Source organism: Magnetospira sp. QH-2, from assembly GCF_000968135.1.
Lineage (GTDB): Bacteria > Pseudomonadota > Alphaproteobacteria > Rhodospirillales > Magnetospiraceae > Magnetospira.
In genome coordinates this window covers 2,456,271-2,474,305 of record NZ_FO538765.1, presented here as the reverse complement: position 1 = coordinate 2,474,305, position 18,035 = coordinate 2,456,271, and the positions used below count along the sequence as shown (strand labels likewise).

The 18,035-nt window shown below is 58.9% G+C and carries 18 protein-coding genes; 10 read left to right on the top strand and 8 right to left on the bottom strand.

The window, feature by feature from the left end; genetic code table 11:
- Positions 1-78 precede the first annotated feature (78 nt).
- The 3 genes from MGMAQ_RS11655 to MGMAQ_RS20740 are packed head-to-tail and all read left to right on the top strand — an operon-like array spanning position 79 to position 3,589.
- Positions 79-2,034 carry a 6-hydroxymethylpterin diphosphokinase MptE-like protein gene (locus tag MGMAQ_RS11655; protein WP_158498847.1) on the top strand — a complete coding sequence of 652 codons (1,956 nt, stop codon included), beginning with the start codon at positions 79-81 and terminating at the stop codon, positions 2,032-2,034.
- Positions 2,031-3,233 carry an MFS transporter gene (locus tag MGMAQ_RS11650; RefSeq protein ID WP_046021670.1) on the top strand — a complete coding sequence of 401 codons (1,203 nt, stop codon included), beginning with the start codon at positions 2,031-2,033 and terminating at the stop codon, positions 3,231-3,233. Before MGMAQ_RS11655 ends, MGMAQ_RS11650 begins: the two co-directional genes overlap by 4 nt.
- Positions 3,194-3,589 carry a hypothetical protein gene (locus MGMAQ_RS20740; RefSeq protein ID WP_148560936.1) on the top strand — a complete coding sequence of 132 codons (396 nt, stop codon included), beginning with the start codon at positions 3,194-3,196 and terminating at the stop codon, positions 3,587-3,589. The genes MGMAQ_RS11650 and MGMAQ_RS20740 overlap by 40 nt, the downstream gene beginning before the upstream one ends.
- A 436-nt stretch (positions 3,590-4,025) precedes the next feature.
- Here the strand turns inward: MGMAQ_RS20740 and MGMAQ_RS11640 are convergent, their stop codons facing one another.
- Positions 4,026-4,868 carry a phosphodiesterase gene (locus MGMAQ_RS11640; RefSeq protein WP_046021668.1) on the bottom strand — a complete coding sequence of 281 codons (843 nt, stop codon included), beginning with the start codon at positions 4,866-4,868 and terminating at the stop codon, positions 4,026-4,028.
- Positions 4,869-4,960: 92 nt separating this feature from the next.
- On the opposite strand from MGMAQ_RS11640, the gene MGMAQ_RS11635 reads away from it, so the two are divergent.
- Positions 4,961-5,683, top strand: a complete 723-nt coding sequence (locus MGMAQ_RS11635) for a hydroxypyruvate isomerase family protein (protein WP_046021667.1) — start codon at positions 4,961-4,963, stop codon at positions 5,681-5,683.
- A 348-nt stretch (positions 5,684-6,031) separates the two neighbouring features.
- Here MGMAQ_RS11635 and MGMAQ_RS11630 read toward each other — a convergent pair whose 3' ends face one another.
- Positions 6,032-6,877: a fumarylacetoacetate hydrolase family protein gene (locus tag MGMAQ_RS11630; RefSeq protein WP_046021666.1), complete on the bottom strand. Its 846-nt coding sequence runs from the start codon at positions 6,875-6,877 to the stop codon at positions 6,032-6,034.
- Positions 6,878-7,088: 211 nt separating this feature from the next.
- Here MGMAQ_RS11630 and MGMAQ_RS11625 point away from each other — a divergent pair, with 211 nt between their 5' ends.
- Positions 7,089-7,640, top strand: a complete 552-nt coding sequence (locus tag MGMAQ_RS11625) for a TadE/TadG family type IV pilus assembly protein (RefSeq protein ID WP_052716350.1) — start codon at positions 7,089-7,091, stop codon at positions 7,638-7,640.
- Complete coding sequence (locus MGMAQ_RS19645) at positions 7,637-8,200, top strand: TadE/TadG family type IV pilus assembly protein (RefSeq protein WP_052716349.1); 564 nt, start codon at positions 7,637-7,639, stop codon at positions 8,198-8,200. Before MGMAQ_RS11625 ends, MGMAQ_RS19645 begins: the two co-directional genes overlap by 4 nt.
- Positions 8,201-8,227: 27 nt before the next feature.
- Here MGMAQ_RS19645 and MGMAQ_RS11615 read toward each other — a convergent pair whose 3' ends face one another.
- Together MGMAQ_RS11615 and MGMAQ_RS11610 are read right to left on the bottom strand one after the other, a co-directional pair.
- Positions 8,228-8,869, bottom strand: a complete 642-nt coding sequence (locus MGMAQ_RS11615) for a c-type cytochrome (protein ID WP_046021664.1) — start codon at positions 8,867-8,869, stop codon at positions 8,228-8,230.
- 57 nt (positions 8,870-8,926) lie between these two features.
- Entirely contained in the window at positions 8,927-10,126 is a 1,200-nt protein-coding gene (locus tag MGMAQ_RS11610; RefSeq protein WP_082085406.1) for a D-alanyl-D-alanine carboxypeptidase family protein, read from the bottom strand.
- A 259-nt stretch (positions 10,127-10,385) separates the two neighbouring features.
- On the opposite strand from MGMAQ_RS11610, the gene MGMAQ_RS11605 reads away from it, so the two are divergent.
- The 3 genes from MGMAQ_RS11605 to MGMAQ_RS11595 all read left to right on the top strand — a co-directional run bounded on the left by MGMAQ_RS11605 (position 10,386) and on the right by MGMAQ_RS11595 (position 12,554).
- Positions 10,386-10,985: a hypothetical protein gene (locus tag MGMAQ_RS11605; RefSeq protein ID WP_052716347.1), complete on the top strand. Its 600-nt coding sequence runs from the start codon at positions 10,386-10,388 to the stop codon at positions 10,983-10,985.
- Positions 10,986-11,216: 231 nt separating this feature from the next.
- Positions 11,217-11,768: a phasin family protein gene (locus tag MGMAQ_RS11600; RefSeq protein WP_046021663.1), complete on the top strand. Its 552-nt coding sequence runs from the start codon at positions 11,217-11,219 to the stop codon at positions 11,766-11,768.
- 123 nt (positions 11,769-11,891) lie between these two features.
- Positions 11,892-12,554: an antitoxin Xre/MbcA/ParS toxin-binding domain-containing protein gene (locus tag MGMAQ_RS11595; protein ID WP_046021662.1), complete on the top strand. Its 663-nt coding sequence runs from the start codon at positions 11,892-11,894 to the stop codon at positions 12,552-12,554.
- Between the two features lie 33 nt (positions 12,555-12,587).
- Here the strand turns inward: MGMAQ_RS11595 and MGMAQ_RS11590 are convergent, their stop codons facing one another.
- From MGMAQ_RS11590 to MGMAQ_RS21095, 4 genes are all read right to left on the bottom strand, one after another.
- Positions 12,588-13,463, bottom strand: coding sequence for a hypothetical protein (locus MGMAQ_RS11590; protein ID WP_046021661.1), 876 nt, complete (start codon positions 13,461-13,463; stop codon positions 12,588-12,590).
- Positions 13,464-13,471: 8 nt separating this feature from the next.
- On the bottom strand, positions 13,472-13,990 hold the full coding sequence (locus tag MGMAQ_RS11585) for a GNAT family N-acetyltransferase (RefSeq protein ID WP_046021660.1): 519 nt from the start codon (positions 13,988-13,990) through the stop codon (positions 13,472-13,474).
- Positions 13,987-15,789: a DNA helicase RecQ gene (gene recQ / locus MGMAQ_RS11580; RefSeq protein WP_046021659.1), complete on the bottom strand. Its 1,803-nt coding sequence runs from the start codon at positions 15,787-15,789 to the stop codon at positions 13,987-13,989. Before recQ ends, MGMAQ_RS11585 begins: the two co-directional genes overlap by 4 nt.
- Positions 15,790-15,890: 101 nt before the next feature.
- The gene (locus MGMAQ_RS21095; RefSeq protein ID WP_158498846.1) at positions 15,891-16,064 is read right to left on the bottom strand and encodes a hypothetical protein; all 174 of its coding nucleotides are present in this window, start codon (positions 16,062-16,064) and stop codon (positions 15,891-15,893) included.
- A gap of 301 nt (positions 16,065-16,365) precedes the next feature.
- Between MGMAQ_RS21095 and MGMAQ_RS11575 the strand changes: the two genes are divergently transcribed.
- A complete protein-coding gene (locus tag MGMAQ_RS11575; protein ID WP_046021658.1) occupies positions 16,366-17,973 on the top strand; it encodes a PhoX family phosphatase in 1,608 nt (535 codons plus the stop codon).
- The last annotated feature ends 62 nt before the right edge of the window (positions 17,974-18,035 follow it).

Sequence of the window (18,035 nt, the reverse complement as noted above, 5' to 3'; positions counted from 1 at the left end):
CCTTGCGGCTAGCGATCCGTCCCGTAGCGGCCTATGCTGGCCGGACCGTTGATTCCATTTTGTCGAGCCATGCTCCCCATGCCTATTCCTCGCACCCCCTTGTTCGAGCGCAATGTGCAGGTTTTCGAACAGCGTTTCGCCGATCTCTGGGCCTTGCTGAAAGGTCTGGACCCCATGGCCGCTGCCTTGGTCCCCGGCCTGGAAGAGCCCGATAACATTCGGCTGGGCGACGCCTTGTTCTATGCCGGTGGGGCGACGGCGGATACGGAAAGGCAATGGTCGGCCTATTTGGACGATCCCGAGCGGTTGCGGGTGGGGACGGCAAAGGAGTTGAACCTCAGCCGGGTGTTCCGTGAACCCATGCGCGCCTATACCGGGTTCGTCAATGAGACCGTGGCCCCTGCCCGCATGGCCCCGTTGCCGCTGGTGGACGTGGGCTATGGTTTTGTCTTCGGGCTCGGCCTGGGGCTGCATGTGGATGTCTTAATCGAACGCACGTCTTGTACCAACCTGGTGATCTTCGAACCCATGCCGCTGTTCGTGCTGCATTCCATGTATCGGATCGATTGGGCGGCTTTGTGGGAGAAAGCCGAATCCGCCGGGCGGCATCTGCACCTGATATGCACCCCGGACCCCGAACAGGGCGCGGCGCGCATGCTGGGGTTGGTCGGTGCCGAAGGGCGGACCTTTCTAGAAGGGTCATACATTTATCATCATTATTCCTCTTGGCAGATTCAAAAGGCCCGGGAGATCTTTGACGATCGCATGAAGGTCGCCCAGGTCAGCATCGGTTTCTTCGAAGACGAACTGTTGATGATGAAGCACACCGCGCTCAATTTCCTGGATCGCGAGGTGAAACTCATCACGCCCCGACCCGGTGTTGGGCAATCCATGCCTGTTCTTCTGGTCGGGTCTGGGCCGTCCTTGGATCAGGATATGGAGGCTTTAAAGGCCCTGGCGTCGCGGGCGGTGGTTTTTTCCTGCGGCACATCCCTGGGTATTTTGTTGAAGAACGGCATCCGCCCCGACTTTCACTTGGAAACGGAGAACACCACGCCACTGGTTAAAAACCTGGTCAAATGGAACCGGGAATATGGCTTGGATGGTATCCGATTCATCGCATCGAGCAGTGTGGCTCCGCAAGCAGTGGCAGCCTTCGCCGAGACGTGGTTTTTCTTCCGCCCCAATCTGAGTTGCAGTCGATTGCTGAACAACGGAATCGAGCCGCTGGCGGCGGGGGGACCGTTGGTCACCAATGCCGCTTGCGACGTGGCCCTGACACTGGGGTTCCAGGAACTCTATTTGTTCGGCGTCGATTGCGGCCGCCATCCCACCGGCGCCCACCATTCCAAGGATGCCATCTATCTGGAAGACGATTATGACAATTATATACCCGGCGAGAGTCTCGATTTCATCGAAGATGGCTTCGACCGGCAGGTGCCGGGCAATTTCGGCGGCACCATGGAAACCTCGTTGATCCTCGACATGTCGAGGCTCAGTTTCCAGATTGCCATCGGTGGCCATGGCGGTGCGCGCGCCTACAATTGCAGTCGCGGCGCCCTCATTCCCGGCTGCCAGCCTCGGGCCGCCGGGTCGATCAAGATACCTGAACCCGAGAAGCCCAAGGCGGCGGTGCTTGCCTCACTGGCCAATAGATTGCGAATTTGCCCTGCTGGGCAGCTGGTTGATGCGGCAACCCTAAACCGTTTGCGCAAGGGGGCCTCGGCTTTCCCCCCCCTGATCCATGAACTGGCCACTCGGATGAAAGAGGAGGCGACGACCTTTACCGAAGTATCCCGTCCTTTGAAGGCCCTGATAGAACGAGAGGATTTGGTGGGGTTCCAGGAATTGGCGGGAAAATCATTGTTCAATGCCCTGCGGGCCGGGTCTTTTGTCGGCAGCCGTATCGATGACGCCGCCGCTCGCCGAGCCGCTCTTGGTGTTTTTCTGGACCAGTTTTCCGAAGCCGGGCATCAGATGGCCGACTCCTGTCTCGATCTTTACGACGACCTGCTCAAGGTTGCCGGAGAATGACCGCCCAAGCCGAACCCAGCGGCCACGCCATGGTGTATTTTCTCGCCGCTGCCCAGGCCCTTGCCATGACCGGGGCGTCGCTGGTTGTCACCGTGTCGGCTTTGGCCGGCAAGATGCTGGCGCCGACGCCGGATCTGGCCACCATGCCCTTTGCCTTTCAGTTCGTTGGCACCATGCTGGCGACCATTCCCGCCAATTTGTTCATGGCCCGTGTGGGGCGCAGGGTCGGCTTTTCCATCGGCCAGGGAATTGGTATTTGCGGGGCATTGTGTTCCGCCGCGGCCATTTACATGGGCGATTTTTGGCTGTTCACGGCCGGAAGTCTGCTGATCGGAATCCATAATTCCTTTTGGGCCTATTACCGTTTCGCGGCCGCCGAGTCCGTGGATGCCAAGTTCCGGCCCCGGGCCATTTCCTATGTGATGGCCGGGGGCGTGGTGGCGGCGGTGGCCGGGCCCCAATTGGCCAAGGAGTCTTTGGAACTCCTCGCGCCGGTCCTGTTTGCCGGAAGCTATCTGGCCTTCGCCTGCTTGGCGGTGGTGACCATTTTGGTGCTGCAGTTCGTCCGGGTGCCAACGCCTCATGTGGATAAGAAGGCTGGGGGCGGGCGCCCGTTGAAAGAGATCGCCAAGCAGCCAGAATTTATCGTCGCCGTGCTGTCCTCGACCTTGGGCTATGGGGTGATGAGCCTGGTGATGACCGCCACGCCCTTGGCCATGGTGGCCTGCGGTTTTGCCTTCGAGGACGCGGCTTTTGTCATTCAGTGGCATGTGTTGGGCATGTTCGCCCCGAGCTTTTTCACGGGCGCGCTGATCCGCAAATTCGGCGTGTTGAAGATCATTCTAACCGGTACGTTGCTCAACGGCGTCTGCATGGGGATGAATCTGATGGGCATCGAGCTGCTGAATTTCTGGGTGGCCTTGGTGGCGCTGGGGATTGGCTGGAACTTCATGTTCATCGGTGGCACCACCTTGCTGACGGGCACCTATGAACCCGAAGAACGAGCCAAGGTTCAATCAGCCAATGATTTCACCGTGTTCACCATGGTTGCCCTGGCCAGCTTTTCGTCGGGAGCCTTGCAGAATTTGATCGGTTGGGAGGCTGTTAACGCAGCGGCCTCTCTGCCCATTCTAATTGCCTTCGCTGCGGTGGTCTGGCTGTGGATGACCCGGAAAAGGCTGCGCACTTCGGTATCCTGACCCCTCCATTGCAGGCGGGGCTGTTAGGACAAAATCTCTTCGACGGCCTCAATGACGAAGCCCTGGTCCGCCGGAAATTTTTTCCGAAAACGTCTCCAGGCTTCTTCCTCGGAGAGGGCATTCAACTCGACGTAATGACGATCGGCCCACTTGTCGTCCAGCGGATGCTTTTCATCGTTCTGAACGGCATTGCGAACATCTTTGTTGATGATGATGCCTTCGTATCGTCCCATGCTCTCAATCCCATATTTGCTTTCATATACTTAGGCGCGCCTTTGTTCATTGGCAAGGCTTTGTCCCCTTACGCCATGTCCCATGGATCTAAAGTCTTTCGCGTTTCATATGACCCATTCTGACCGAATCATTTTGCCGCAGGGGCAGGAGTGGCGCGCAGGGCGTAGCGGGGCTACGGTCAAGGGTCGCGACGCCCCCCTTAGCGCGTGTCGGGTCCAATCGGACCCGCTAGACACGCGCGACCATATTGGAATCGATCACGTTTTTCGTGTTTGATCGAATCCGATCAAACACGACGTGATCTAGGCAAAAGGATCGGCCCGCAGGGTGGTCTCCAGTGGCCTCCGGTGGCCGCCCGCGGCGTCAAGCTCCCTCACCGATGCGCTGCATCGCTTTCGGCACCTTTCCTGGCGGTTCGACTCACCGGAGGCCATCAGCATGGGTCATATTAAATGCAAAAGGCATTGATATCTATCCGGTATTGTGCGGGTTACATGGAGGATGTCTTGGGAATTTCGCTTGGGAATCCCCTTGGGATTCCCGTGTGCAGCGCTCTGCTCACATCCCCAACGTCAGCATAATCCCCCGCGCCCGGGTATCAATGGGATATCTCGGCCCAAAGTCGCCGATGGGGCTGAGGTGAGCCACCAGGCCCGTGTCCTCCGACCAGTGATAAAGGGCCACGGAAGAGGGTTCGAGGACCAGGCTCGACGGCGCGCCAGGAGAGAAATCGAGGCTCATCTGGAACTGCACGCCCGGGGCCACGGTGGCCAGGGTCCCGGCAAAGCAGGTCTGCACCTGCCGATGCACATGACCACAGATCACGCCGGCGATGTTGCCATAGTCCTCGAGTAGGGTTTTCAACGCGGTGGCGCCTTCGAACTTGTGAAAATGGCCGTCGAGGAATTCCACCCCGGTGGCAAAAGGCGGGTGATGCATGAAGATCAGCGTCGGTCGGTCGGGCTGTTCTTCCAGGCGGGCCTGCAACCAATCCAGCCGCTCGGCGCAGAGCTGGCCCTGATTGTCGGTATCGAGCTTGGTGTCCAGGCCGATGAGGCGCAGGGGATGATTCTCGATGACCTGATGCAGAAATTTACCCTCGGCGGGCACATGGCCGCCCGGGGCGAGGATTTCGCGCATGGGGGCCCGTTCGTCGTGATTGCCCGGAATGGCCACCCAGGGGCAGGGCAGGGCGTCGAGGATGGCATGCACTTCACGGTAGTTCAGCTCCGGTGCGTCTTTTTGTACCAGATCGCCGGTGACCAGGACGATGTCCGGTGTCGGGGTCAGGTGCTGGATATGATCCACGCAGGCGGCCAGGGCCGCTTCGGCGTTGACCAGGTCCTTGATCGGCACGCCGTCGGTACGCAAGTGTAGATCGGAAATCTGTACAATCAACATGAGGTGAGACCGCCATCACAGCCAGGAAGTTAAATTTGGTGTTTCATAGCGGATACACAAGGCTGAACAAACCCTGTTTATGGAGATATCCCATGCCTCGATTCGCGGCCAACATTTCCAGGATGTTTTCCGATCGACCCTTTTTGGATCGCTTCGATGCCGCCGCCGAGGCCGGTTTTTGGGCCGTGGAGAGTTTGTTCCCCTATGCCTGGAATATCTCCGACCTGCGGGAACGCCTGGAAGCCAATGGCTTGACCCAGGTTTTGATCAATTCCCCCGCCGGGGTTTGGAAGCATGGTGAACGAGGGCTGGCCGCGCTGCCCGATCGCCGGGCGGAATTCCGCGACGGCATCCATATGGCGTTGGACTATGCCGCCGAAATTGGCTGCAATCGGATTCATCTGCTGGCCGGCCGGGTGCCCGAAGGCGAATCCCGCGAGCGCTATTGGTGGACCTATCTGGATAATCTGAGCTGGACGGCCAGCCAAGTGCAGGGCACCGGGGTCGAAATCATGCTGGAACCCATCAACAATCGCGACGTGCCCGGATACCTGTTGTCCTCGACCTCCTATGCCCTGGAGGCGTTGGAAAGCGTGCAGTCGCACTGCCTATATTTGCAATATGACCTGTATCATGCCTTGCGCATGGCCGAGCAGCCGGAAGATGTCCTGCGCAGGCACCTGAAGCGCATCCGCCATATCCATGTGGCGGGCATGGCCGTGCAGGGCGCTGCCAACGAAATCCCGGCTTTCGACCGTCTGTTCACGCTGTTGGATCAATTGGATTACGACGGCTGGGTCGGTCGCGCGGCCTAGTGCGTGTCGGGTCCAATCGGACCCGCAAGACACGCGCGACCCTATTGGAATCGATCACGTTTTTCGGGCTTGACCGAATCCGATCAAACCCGACGTGATCTAGTGCGTATCGGGTCCAATCGAACCCGCTAGACACGCGCGATCTTATTGGAATCGATCACGTTTTTCATGTTTGATCGAATCCGATCAAGCACGACGTGATCCAAAACCTTTCGCAGCCTGCTGAAAAAGTCTGATTTCGCGCGTGTAACGACACATGCTTCGACAGGCTCAGCATGAAGCCCTTTGAATTTTCACCATGTTAGCCTCATTCTGAGCTTATCGAAGGACGAGGCGGGCCGGTAGCTCCTAAGGTCTTTCAATTACCTTCGAACATTGTTCTCCCAGGCCCGTGACGCCCAGCCGAACTTCATCGCCCGGCTGTAGGAATACCCGGGGAGTGCGGCCCATGCCCACGCCCGGCGGGGTGCCGGTATAGATCACATCCCCCGGCAGCAAGGTCATGTGACGGCTGAGATCGGCGATTATCTCCGCGACGCTGAAGATCATGGTTCCGGTATTGCCGGTTTGCATGCGCCCGCCGTTGACATCCAGCCAAAGGTCCAGGTTCTGAGGATCGTCAACTTGGTCAGCGGTGAGCAGCCAGGGACCCAGCGGGGCGAAGGTATCGCAGCCCTTGCCCTTGCTCCATTGGCCACCGGCGGCCATCTGGAAGGCGCGCTCGGACACATCGTTGCCCGCCGCATAGCCCGCCACATGGGACAAGGCCTTGGCTTCGGAGACATAGGACGCCTCGGAGCCAATGATGACGGCCAGTTCCACTTCCCAGTCCATCTTTTCCGATCCGGTCGGACGGATCAGGGGATCATTTGGGCCGTTCAGCGCGGTGGGTGATTTGTAAAACACCACGGGTGAGTCCGGCACCGGCAGTCCGGCTTCCGCCGCATGGTCGGCATAATTCAGGCCGATGCCGAGAATCTTTCCGACGGCCCCCACCGGCGGTCCCAGACGCCGCGCGCCTTTGACTTCCGGCAAGGTTTTGGGTTTGACCGTGGCCAAGCGTTCCAGACCCTTGGGGCAGAGCACCTCTCCGGCGATGTCGCTTACATGAGCGGTGAGGTCGCGCAGTTTGCCCGCCTCATCCAGCATTCCCGGCCTTTCGGCCCCCGGGGGGCCATATCGCACCAGACGCATGGCTCGATTCCTTTGTCAGTTCCTTTATTACATAAGCTAAAAGGACGACAACGACAAGATCGGCGGCATTTTAAGTAAATTTATCTCGATATATTTAATTATAGAAACCCTTCTCTATCAATTAATATTACATGTGAGGACCTATATTATTTTCGGTAAGTAAGGCGTGTCAGATATGACCTCTATCCTTGGTCGATTTCGAAGATGCCGCATGGGGTCTTCCGCCGTGGAATTTGCTTTGGCGGCGCCCATTTTGTTCACCATGGCCGTCGGTGCCATTGAATTCGGGGTCATCATGCTGGCCAGCACTTTGATGGAAAGCGGTCTGCGCGAGGCGGCACGATACGGCATCACCGGGCAGGACCCGACCACGGGAACCCGGCTCGACCGTATCATGGCGATCATTGATCAGCGGACCTTGAATCTGGTGGATATGGCTCAGGCCGAAGTGGAGGTGATGGTTTATCCGGGGTTCTCGGATATCGGGCGGGCCGAAGGCTTTGTCGATGGCAACGGCAATGGCACCTACGACGCGGGTGAAACCTACAACGACGAGAATGGCAACGGTTCCTGGGATGATGACGTGGGCTCTTCCGGTGCCGGAGGCTCGGGCGACATCGTGGTTTACCGGATCACCTATCCCTGGCAGGTCTGGACACCCCTGGCCACCACCTTTATCGGCGACGCGGGCAACATTGAGCTGGGCTCGAGCATCGTGGTGCGCAACGAACCCTGGGACACCAGCGGCGGAGGCGGGGCATGAATGGCCTGTTGAAACGCTTTGCCCGTGATGTACGGGGTGTGCTGGCGTTGGAAGTGGCTTTTGCCGTTCCGGTGCTGCTGGGGCTGATTCTGTCGGGGGTCGAGATCACCCGCTATATTCTGCTCAATCAGAAAATCGAACGCGCCACCATGACCGTGGCCGATCTGGTTTCTCAGGCCGAGGTGCTGACCGGGGCGGAGGTGGACAATCTGTTCGTCGCCGGGGATTTCGTCATGGAACCCTTCGACGTCAACGCGGAAGGGCAGATGATCGTTTCGTCGGTGGTCGGGTCGGGCAGTGGCGCGGTGGTGGCCTGGCAAAGAACCTATGGCGGCGGTACCGGCGGCAGCCAGTTCGGCGTGGCCGGGGGCACGGCCACCCTGCCTGCCGGGTTCTTCGTCGCGGAGGGCGAAAGCTTTATCGCGGCGGAAGTCTTTTACGACTATGCCCCCATGTTCATGGGCGGTCATTTGGTAGAGGGAGTGGTGGGGAACGTACAGCTATACAACTCGGCGGTATTCCGTCCGCGCTTCACCAGCATCGTGGCCTATTCGCCGTGAGGCTCGATATCTCAAGATGGAAAAACGCTACTCCAGGCGCGCGATGTAGTCGGCAATGGTCGATAGTTCTTCTTCACTCAAGGCCTTGATGCGGATGACCATCTTGAGCGTTGGCGTGGTTCGGACCCGATCGCGGAAGGCCAACAGCTGCTTGATCAGGTAGGGATAGTGCTGGCCGTGGATGCGGGGGATGCCCTGGTCCGCATTGCCGTCTCCGGTCTCACCGTGGCAGGTCTCGCAGTGCATCTGGTACAGCGCGCGCCCCCAAGCAAGGTCGAATCCCGGGCCAAGACGCGGTTTTTTGGATAGGGGCAAGGTCTCGATATAGCCCACCAGATCCGCCACGTCCTGAGGGCCGCCGATGGCCCCCCGGTTGGTGATGCCTTCCATGTCCTCGGAGGGGCGGATGCGGGTTCGGAATTCTTCCAGTTGATGAATGAGGACACGCCGATGCTGTCCCGCCAATTGGGGAATCAGACCGCTTTTGGAGCCCTGGGCATCCGCGCCATGGCAGGGGGCGCAAAGGTCATAGAGCGCCTGGCCGTTTTCCACATCCGGTGAAAGATCGACCGCCGCTTCCAGATCGTCATTTTCTGATTTGGCTGGGGCCGGTGACAGGCCGACGAGAAAGACGATCAAAAGGAAGGTCGTACCTATACCCCGTCGCATCGATCCTTTTCCCTCAAATGGCGGTGAATGGCGAATTGTGTCCGCAAGGGAGGCGGGTTAAGGCGCCTCGGCCACCTGAACGCCTGTTTTGACCTTCAATTCCATGCAATCCATCTTGCCCCTCTTCAAGGTTCGACAGGCCGCATAGGCGGTGCGCTTGTCTAAGCCGACAATGCGGGCGCGATAGAGCACTTTGCCACTTCTTTTACGCAGCGGAACGACGGTGATGCGACCCTTGGAAAGCAGGGACGGAGCCTTCTTGACCGCCTTGGCGGCGACCTTGCGGGCCGGTTCGTGCTTGGCATAGGCACCGACCTGAATGCCCCACTGGCTACGGGTCTTGATGGATGGCGCCCGTTTGGTGCGGGATTTTGCCCGAGACTTGGGTTGTGCCTTGGCCACTTGGCGCTTGCCGATGCCAAGGCGGTCAAAGCTTTTGTCCAGCAGACTGGCCATATGCTTGTCGCGGGCCTTCGATGTCCGTCCGCCAAAAACAACACCGATCAACCGCTTGTTGCCGCGCACCGCCGAAGTCACCAGATTAAAGCCCGAGGCGCGGATATAGCCGGTCTTCATGCCATCCATGCCGTCATAGGATTTCAACAGGTTATTGTGGGTTCGATAGGTCTTGCCCAGGTAGGTGAAGCGCTTCAGCCGGAAATAGTGATAGAACTGCGGAAAGTCGACCATGATCCGACGGGCCAGGGTGGCCATGTCGCGAGCGGTGCTCATCTGCGCCCGGTGGGGCAGCCCCGATGAGTTGCGGAAATTGGTGCGCCGCATGCCGATGCGATGGGCGGTGCTGGTCATCAACCGGGCAAAAGCTTTTTCGCTGCCCGAGATATTGTCAGCGACGGTGGAAGCCACATCGTTGGCCGATTTGACCACCAGGGCGCGGATCACCTGATCCACCGTCAAGGTGTCCTTGGGCTTCAGCCAGAGCTTCGATGCCGGTTGGCGTGATGCCCGATGAGTCACGGTGAAGCGGCTCGATAGGTTCAGTTTATTCTGTTCCAGGCGCTCGAACAGGATATAGAGCGTCATCAGCTTGGTCAGCGATGCCGGATAGTTGCGGGTGTCGGCATTGGTCGAGTGCAGCACCCGGCCGCTATCGGCTTCCATGACGAAAGAGGCGTACTTGGCGGCTGCCGGGGAGGACACGAACAGTGCCGCCACCAGGACCATCAGTCCCGTCATCGAGATCCAGCGGCCTATCACGCGCTTGCTTGCTCCCATCATCAAATGCCGTCCCATCATGCTGATTGCGCAACCGGTGAATAGACGGCCCGACCTGTTGAAGTCTATGGAAGGCACAGAAGGGAGTCCAATGAAAAGCCGGTTGGAACCCCAGGCTGTTTTCCCGGTCGAGCCTATGTCATTGTAGGCGCCGACCCATTGAAGAAACCGTTAACCGAACTGGAAAGATCGAGCCATGGGACTTTTTGTGAGGCTAACCGCATCGTTATTATTTGGACTCTTCGTCGCCGGATGCGGTGCGGCTAACCTGGATAACCCCTTGTCTCGCAAATTCAATTGGTTCGGATACTTGAATGGCGACGATCTGCGCGAGGCCTGTGCGGCCGGTGGCCCGGAAGTCTATCGATTTGTCTATAACGGCGATTATGCCAACCAGGTCCGCACCTATGATTTGGCTGTGCAACCCGATGGCGGGGGTAAATTGTCCATCCATGTTTTCGGTCCGGCGGAAGTGGCCCGGATCAGTGTGGAAAAAGGCTTGGACCTGATCGCCCCCTGGAAGGGGCAAAGTGCCTTGGTCAATCTCCGCCCAGAGGATATAACCCGATTGCGGGCCGCCTGGGATCCCTCATCCGCCCCCGAAGGCCTGGAAATGAGTTCCGAGCGCTTCTATTGGATCGTGGGCGCCTGTCGCAACGGTACCTATCGCTTCAATGCCTATCTCTGGCCTTCGAAACGCTTTGATTCCATGACCTTCGATGATCTTTTATTCGGCTGGGATTTCACCGATGTCAAAGTGAGCGAGCCCCATCCGGCGGTGTCCGAAGCCACCGAGCGTATGCAAGGCGTGGATATTGAATCCCGATTCAATATCCGCATCGGGCGCAACGGACTATGGACCCTGGGCGGCGGCCAGTAAATCACCTCCAATTGCGATGATCCCGGGGGGGGATGTGGCGGTGTATATGGAAAAAAGTGTTTAACATTAATGTATTAATGGATTGATGAATTTAATTGTGCACCGCACAAAAAATCATTGACATCGGGTTTCTCCAACCCTAAATATGGTGGTGAATGTTGCGTTGCAACATAGCTTAATTCACTGTTCCGTCGCCTGTGCGACCGACCCTAAATCGAGATGGAGAGACCCATGCCCGCCGCTGCCAAGAAAGCCCCTGTTGCCACCCCGACCCCTGCCAATCAAGTCGAAGAAGCTGTCGCCGCCAGCAAGGAAACCGTTGAAGCCGTTGTCCAGGCCGGTGCCGACGTTGCCACCAAGTCGGTCGAAAAGGCCGTGGCCATGACCAAGGAAACCGTCGACAACGCCACCAAGTTCCAGGGCGATGCCGCCAAGGGTTACGAGGACATGATGACCGTCGGCCGGGCCAACATGGAAGCCTTCATTCAGTCCGCCAACATCTTCGTCAAGGGCTACCAGGACCTGACTCAGGAAGCCCTGAAGCTCGCCCAGACCTCCATGGAGGACAGCCTGGTGAACACCAAGGCTCTGTTCGCCTGCAAAGACATCAAGGCCCTGTCCGATCTTCAGGTCAGCCTGGTGCGCGGCGGCTACGAGAGCTTCGTTACCGAATCCCGCAAGCTGACCGAAAAGTCCGTCAAGCTCACCGAAGAGGCCATGCTGCCTCTGGCCGAGCGCGCCAACGTGACCGTTGCCAGCCTGTCCAAGCCTTTCGGCGCCTGAACGACCTCATCCTTCCACGTTTAGGTTCCAGACTGCGCCCGGTGAAGTTCCCAAGTGGAACTCTCACCGGGCGTTTTTTATTTTTTGGTTGCAATTCCGGTCTCGCCCCCCACATTTGGCGCCATGGCCGATTTCATGTTCCCCGAAGCGCAGGCTTTGCATTTTCACAAAGTCCTGCTCCACCAGATCGTCACCTCTCCCAACCTGCTGGCGCGGGCGCGGGAAGAGCTCAAAGGGCTGCGTTCCCGCAAGCAGGGTCTGGCGGAAACCTGGGATCGATGGGCAATTTTGCTCGATGCGGATCTCGAAGTCATGGCACCGCAAATCCTCGCCAATACGCCCGACGGCGGCCTGCTGCGCGCCAACTCCCCGCTTTATGAATGCTTGGTGGAAGAAGAGCGCAAGGCCCTATGGCAGCGCGTCGGTCTGCAACAGTTCGTGATCTATTTCCATCAGGCCGTGGACGACCTGGGCCTGTCCGAGGAAGACCAAATCCGCATCACCGGCCTCGGTGCCACCGAACTGGCTCAATGGCGCCAGGATTTGCCCGCCACCATGAAGGCCTCGGTGATGGATAAACTGAAATCCGTGGTCAGCATTCATCGGGCCCTGGTCGGTTTTACCCAGTCTCCCGATCAACGCCGCGCCTGGCTCGACGAGGACAACGGCAATCTGGGTGGCCGCCCGGCAGCCCTGCTCACCGAAGGGCGTCTGCATGACGTGGAAGACTACCTCATCGCCGCCGTGCAGGCCCGTATGACAAATGCGGACCGGCCGAGTGCATAAGGAGAGGCCGCGGTCACCGCGACCCCCAACAGATCAATGACCTTCTCCCTTGATCGTATACGAGCGCAGTTTCCAGATTTTTTCGGTCTCGTCCCAACCGAAACAGAGTGGATAATTTGTGCGGCTTCCCAAATAGCGTAGTGCGATGTAGCCGGTGATGTCTTGCCCATCTCCCCAATCCTCGTCCACATAGCTTTCTTGCAGGCGGGGAGAGTACAACACCTTGATCCAGCGATAGGGCGAAGTGGGATCGGGGTCGGCCTCAATCGTGTCACCTTGCACTGCTAAATCGTTGAATCCTGCTAGGTTGCCAACAACCGGTGCCGCGATACCGGGAGTGGCGCGTACCCGGACATTCTCGAATTCACTCAACCAGGTGGAACCTTTTAAAATCTCGCCCTCTTGTTCAAATTCCTCCAAGGTCAAAAGATTGTCACCGTCACAAGCCAAACCCATTCCATCGCCGTCTACATTGACGCGAACATGAGCCATGTTGATGGAGGCTGAAAGGCCATCTCGGCTTGACTCCAGTTCCCGAAGAACTTCCGCGTGTCGCTCGGGGGTCAGCTCTTTGGCTTCTTCGGCTGTCGGTGTAAGAACCTGAAACACCATATTGAAGAAGTCCATCCCTGAGCCACCGATTCCACCTGGATCCGGGTCAAGAATAAAGCTGAAGTCCTCATGAACATGGCGTCGAACAAATGCCTCATCGCCTTCTTTGAGGCTTGCTTGAAGCTGCTTGATGGTCGCCTCAAGAAGCGGAAATTCTTTGATTGGTAGGCGCCCCGGCGCAAGGCCCCCTTTAAAGGCTCCGAATTTCGGCTCGTCCGGCTGTTCCGTGCCTTGGGCAATGCCATCAGGAACAAGCACCAACAATGCAAGAAAACCCAGTTTTTTGATCAGCGACATATCTTCCCTCATATCCATGCCACAAAAATAAATTCCCCGCTTCCCGCATGCACGCCCGTCTTTTCGAACCCGGCTTTCTCCAGCACCCGGGTCGAGGCCTTGTTTTCCTGGGCCACACCGCCGATGAGCTTCGTTGGACGGCCTTGGGGTTTGAGCCAGGCCACCAACCCGGCAACCAGTTCCGACGCATAGCCATTGCCCCAGGCGTTTTCGGCGAACAGATATCCGATGCGAAGAGTGTTGCTTTCGTCGTCTTCCGTCATGGGAGCGAGGAACAGCAAGCCAAGCAGCTTTTGGGAACCGCGCTGCCGGACCGTGGACATTTGGACCTCATCGTCCCGGTCGGCGATCCATTGATTCACGGCGTCGCGGGTCTGCGCCAGCTGAGCCGATGGAGGCAGGTGGCGTAGCACTTTGCTTGTCAGGAGGGGGGTGAGCTCCTCGACGAACAGGGCTCTCGAGGCCGCTTCGGACACCAGGGTCGACCAGCTTTCGACTCGGAGCCGCGGCGTGTCAAAACCTGTCATACGGTGCTCTCCACCCACTCGCTGATGACGTCCAAAAACGCCGATCCGTAGCGCTCCAGTTTCTTCTCGCCGATGCCATGCAATTCGCCCATCTGGCCGAGGGTCAGGGGCTGGCGGGCGGCCATTTCCTGCAAGGTACGGTCAGGGAAAACCACATAAGCCGGTACATCGCCTTCCTTGGCCAGGGCGGTGCGTAGTTTGCGCAGGTTTTCGTAAAGGTCCTGATCCAGATCGGCCAGTTCCGGCGGCGGGGCCTTGGGCTTTTTGCCTTTTCCGGCCACCAGGGTCGGCTTGCGGCGGTGGAAAGGTTCGCGTCCGCGCATGACGTCATCACCGCGTTCGAGAATGCGCAGCACGCCGTAGTTGGCGATATCCGGGGCGATCAGATGAGCCGCCGCCATTTGCAAGATGAGCGTGGTCCAGGCCTGCACCGACAGATCGGCGCCGACCCCGAAAGTTCTCAGTTGGTCGTGACCGCGTTCCATGATGCGGTCTGTGACCGTGCCGCGCAGGATGTCGATGATGTGTTTGGCGCCATAGCGTTGACCGCTGCGCCAAATGGCCGATAGGACTTTTTGCGCCTCCACCGAGGCCTCTTCCAACGGGGCATCGCCCAGGCAGAGGTCGCAATGGCCGCAAGGTGCCGAGGTTTCGTTGAAATAGGCCAGCAGGGTCTGGCGGCGGCAGGTGGGCGCCTCGCAAAGCCCGACGATGGCGTCCAGTTTCTGGTTTTCCACCCGCTTATGGTCGCCATGGGCCTCGCCCGCGTTGATCTGCTGGCGGCGAAAGGAAATGTCCTGCAAGCCATAAAGGGTCAGGGTCTCCGCGGGCAGGCCGTCGCGCCCGGCGCGACCGATTTCCTGGTACCAGGCCTCGATGCTCGACGGCAGGTCCGCATGGGCGACGAAGCGCACGTCCGGCTTGTCGATGCCCATGCCGAAGGCGTTGGTGGCGACGATCACCACCCCGTCCTCGGTCTGGAAGCGGTCCTGGGCGGCGTTGCGGGTGCCGTCGTCCAGCCCGGCGTGATAGGCCTCGGCATCGATTCCGGCCTTGCGCAGGCCCTCGGCCAGTTCCTCAGTGCGCGCCCGGCGACCGCAATAAACGATCCCCGACTGGCTGGGAAAGCCCTGGACGAAACGGGTGATCTGCCGCGTCGGGTCGTTCTTTGGCGTCATGGCCAGTTTCAGGTTGGGCCGATCGAAACTGGCGACGATTTGCTCCGCGTTGCCGTCGAACAGCCGTTCGGCGATGCTGGCCCGGGTGGCGGCATCGGCGGTGGCGGTCAGGGCGATGCATTGGATGTTGCCCAACTGAGTCCGCAGATCGCCCAGCATCATATATTCCGGTCGGAAATCGTGCCCCCATTCGGAGATACAATGGGCCTCGTCGATCACCAGCAGGCCCGGACGCGCCTCGGCCAGACGGCGGGCCATGAAATCCTTGGTGGCTTTTTCCGGCGATAGGTAAAGCAGCGTGAGATCACCGCGATAGAGCGCCGCCTCTGCCTCGCGGTTGACCTCCTGGCTATTGCCCGAATGGATGCCCGCCGCGCGAACACCGATGGCCTGCATCTGCGCCACCTGATCGCGCATCAAGGCCTTCAGCGGCGAAATCACCACCGTCAACCCGCCCCGGCAGACGGCGGGAAGCTGATAGGTCAGCGACTTGCCCGCGCCGGTGGGCAGCACCGCCAGCACATTGCGGCCGTCAAGCACCGCTTGGATCACCGGTTCCTGATGGGGCAAAAAACCGTCGAAACCGAAAACCTGGCGAAGGGTGGCGTGGGCGTCGCGCATCAAAAAAGGCTCTCCCAAAAGATTCGGGGCGAGCCTAGCGGAAGTCAGGAGGAGGGGAAAGCAGCCCCGAAGCAAAATCTCCGGGGCTGCTGGAATTTAGGTCAGGGATAGGCGTAGCCGTGATCCTGCCACCACCGAGCCATTTTCTTCGACACCGCTTTTTCGTCGATGCGGCCCTTTTGGTCGTGGGGCGCCTCGGCACGGGCGTTGGCCAAGGCCTCGCCGAACTGTCGGCGGATCTTTTCCGAAGCATAGGCACAATGGATTTTCGACATGTTTCACCTCGTGAACGGTTAAGGGGCCGGTCAACCACCGGTCTCCTTGCAGGTAGGGAGTCCCGCTGCCGGACAAAAGCATTATTTTTCTCGGAGTATGGGGGGGCACCGGAACGCCATGGCAAGATCGTTCAGGCGAACGGGCCCATTCGACCCTTCCAAAAGTCATCATTCACAATAATTCCAAACACCTGCAACATAGATGCAGCACAAGCCACTTAGAGTTCGCCCCTGGACGTCTGAACACCGGGGTTTTGGTGTTGTCCGTTGTTTTCATTTTCTCAGATCAGGAGAGCTTTTCATGAATCGCATCGCCTTGGGGCTCGGCGCCGCTCTGCTTGCCACGACGGCCTTGACCGCCGCCGCTCAGGCCGGTGACATCGTGCGTGTCGCCACCGTTCCATTGGAAGCCGAAATCACCGGCATGTACATCACCGAGGCCGGTGATTTCTTTTTCAACGTTCAACATCCGGGCGACGGCAACCCGGCGCCGTACAACATGGCCGCTGTTGGCGCCATCACGGGCACCGACTTCAACGCCCTGCCCAAGATGATCAAGGAACATGGCGTTCCTTCCGGTGACGCCAAGGGCAAGATCCTAAGTTCCTTAGGCTCCTATCAAATCATCGGCAGTGAAGGCGGACTCAGGGAACACTTTCCCGCCGGTTTGGGCGCTATCTTGGCTGTTGACGGCAAGACCGTGGTCAAGGAATCCAACGATCCGGATTTCAATGCTTTCGTGCCGACCACAGCCGATTCCTCCGAGGGCTACCTGTTCACCAACTGGGAAGACCGCCCGGGCGGCACGAGCCGCATGCATATTGCCAAGGGGGCCGACGGCAAGTGGATGGTCAAGAAGGACGGCAACATGATGGTCGACTTCTCCTCGGTGAACGGCACATGGGTCAACTGCTTCGGGTCCCTGTCTCCCTGGGGTACCCCGCTGACCTCCGAGGAACTGTACTTCGACAACACCGCCGATTGGAACAATCCGGGCTACAAGCGACACAAGGATCAGCTGAAGCTGGCCGACTACCTGGGCCACTTCCCGAACCCTTACGACTACGGCTATATCGTCGAGTTAAAGGACCCCAAGGGTGAGGTCGTGCCGCAAAAGCGCTTTGCCATGGGCCGTTACAGCCACGAGAACGCTGTGGTCATGCCCGACCGGAAAACCGCCTACCTGAGCGACGACGGCACCGGCGTGGTGTTCTTCAAGTTTGTCGCCGACCAGGCCGGTGATCTTTCTTCCGGTACTCTCTATGCCGCCAAGGTTACCCAGGACGCGGGTACCAAGGACCCGGCCAAGGCCGGGTTCGATATTTCTTGGATCGAACTGGGTCATGGGGACGACGCCACCATCGAAAGCTGGGTTCGTCAGTACGACGGCATCACCCCGATCCATTACAAGCAAGGCAGTAGCAGCTACCTGTCGGACGCCGAAATCAACGCCTGGGCCATGGGCAAGGCCGATGACAATCGCGCCGTGTTCCTGGAAACCCGCAAGGCTGCCGCGGCCAAGGGGGCCACTGCCGAGTTCCGCAAGATGGAAGGCGTCATGATCAACCAGGCTGGCGCCGCCAATGGCACCGTGCCCTACATGTATATGGCCATGTCCGCCATCGGTAAGACCATGTCCGACGACAAAGGCGATGTGCAGCTCAATGCCAACAAGTGTGGCGTTGTCTACCAGATGAACCTGGATAAGGGATTCAATGTGCACCGCATGGTGCCGGTGGTGGCCGGTCATGGCTATAACAAGGCCAACAAGCCGAACGCCTGCCCGACCGACAGCATCTCCAACCCGGATAATCTGCTGGTTCTGAACGACGGTCGCGTGCTGATCGGTGAGGACACCGGCAGCCACGAGAACAACATGCTGTGGATCTACACGCCGAAGAGCCCGTAAGGACGGTTGCTTGCCCGGTCCGTGTGGCCGGGCCAAACCCAAAAGGGAAGGGTGGCCCATTG